Consider the following 1328-nt stretch of genomic DNA (forward strand, 5'->3'; position numbering starts at 1 on the left):
TAAACATGAGCAGATTATCGGCACAAGCACAAAAACGGTCGGGGTGGACACGCTTGACGGTATCTTTATGCCTTCAAGCAATATCCCTACGGAGTGGACTTTCGCCCCTAAACGGCAGTATGAAAACATCACATTGACTTTCAACAAGGATTGGATAGAGCAAATGGATACGGCTTGCGAAACCTATATCGGTCGGTTGCTCCAGTCGGACAAGTCTTTTTATCTCTTCGAGACTATCACACCTGCGATGCAACAAGTATTGGATGGCATCAAGGCGATAGCCAAAAGCAATGCGTCTTTCTCTCCCCTCCATCTGCACGGAAAGGCAATAGAGTTGCTGACAATATTCCTTGAAAAACTCGAAAAGCGTTCGGAAGTAAAGTAAAATCTCTTTCCAACTTGAATTTGAACGATGTGGAGGCTGTCTTCCGTGTCCGTCGTCAGATTTTACAAAGTTTGAACAACGTACCGAGCATTCCCGAACTGGCACGTGAAGCAGCAATGAGCAGTTCCAAACTACAAAAATGCTTCAAACAGGTTATCGGCAAGGCGATTGCCGAGTATGCCCTATCCGAAAAGATGGAATGGGCAAAACGTTTGCTTTCCACTCGTCTTTACTCTGTATCCGAAGTAGGCTATAAAATCGGATATGCCAATCTCAGCCACTTCACAGAGGCTTTCCGCAAATATCACAGAATAAAACCCAAACAATATCTCGACTCTTTGTAGAATTGAGAAAGTACACGGCTTTATCTGTGTTGCCATTTCTCTTGAAATTCACGAGTCAGTTGCACGATTTCACCTCCGATTATTGCTAATTCAAGTGTCAGTTTCTCCAATTTTGCGAGCATGGCAAAGACTTTCTTCTCTGTAAAGTTGCTCTTCATTGCGACTAAAGTCTGGTTGTAATTGACTCCTACACTGCGGAATTGTCCGTACAAAGTTGTCAGTTTCTGGTAGTAATCAAGCAAGGAACGGTCGACTTTTATCACACGGAAAGTCTCATTAAATACCCTCGCTTTGATAAACAGGGACAAACTTTGTACACCACTTTCCTCTTTCATCGTGAGGAAATGAGCGTATTCCATCGGTGTGAAATTGACCGAAACACGCTTTTCTGTCTTCTCTTTGGAGCGTGCGCTCCGAATTTTCTTCATTTCCATTTCTTACTTTGGATTTTAGTGTTTCACGACGTCACCAGCATTTGAGGCATTGCGTTCTCTCTTTCAAGAAAAAACGACTTCGGAGTTTTTCAGCTCTCTGCAAGAGCAAGGGTTTTATGCAGCAAAAACGGAGTCGTGCTGCATAAAACATACCTTGCTATTTGC

General features: G+C 43.3%; 1 protein-coding gene and 1 pseudogene. One reads left to right on the forward strand and one right to left on the reverse strand.

Going from position 1 to position 1328, the window contains the following annotated elements; translation table 11 throughout:
• Positions 1-729 (forward strand): annotated as a pseudogene (locus EII14_RS09000) (helix-turn-helix domain-containing protein); the annotation flags it as partial.
• A gap of 20 nt (positions 730-749) precedes the next feature.
• Here the strand turns inward: EII14_RS09000 and mobA are convergent.
• Entirely contained in the window at positions 750-1163 is a 414-nt protein-coding gene (gene mobA, locus EII14_RS09005; RefSeq protein ID WP_124932188.1) for a conjugal transfer protein MobA, read from the reverse strand.
• Between the last annotated feature and the right edge of the window lie 165 nt (positions 1164-1328).

It is taken from the genome of Alloprevotella sp. OH1205_COT-284, assembly GCF_003859795.1.
In the GTDB taxonomy this organism is placed as follows: domain Bacteria; phylum Bacteroidota; class Bacteroidia; order Bacteroidales; family Bacteroidaceae; genus Alloprevotella.

Coding starts and splice junctions, on each gene's coding strand:
- mobA (WP_124932188.1), bottom strand. CDS start 1,163: ATGGAAATGAAGAAAATTCGGAGCGCACGCTCCAAAGAGAAGACAGAA.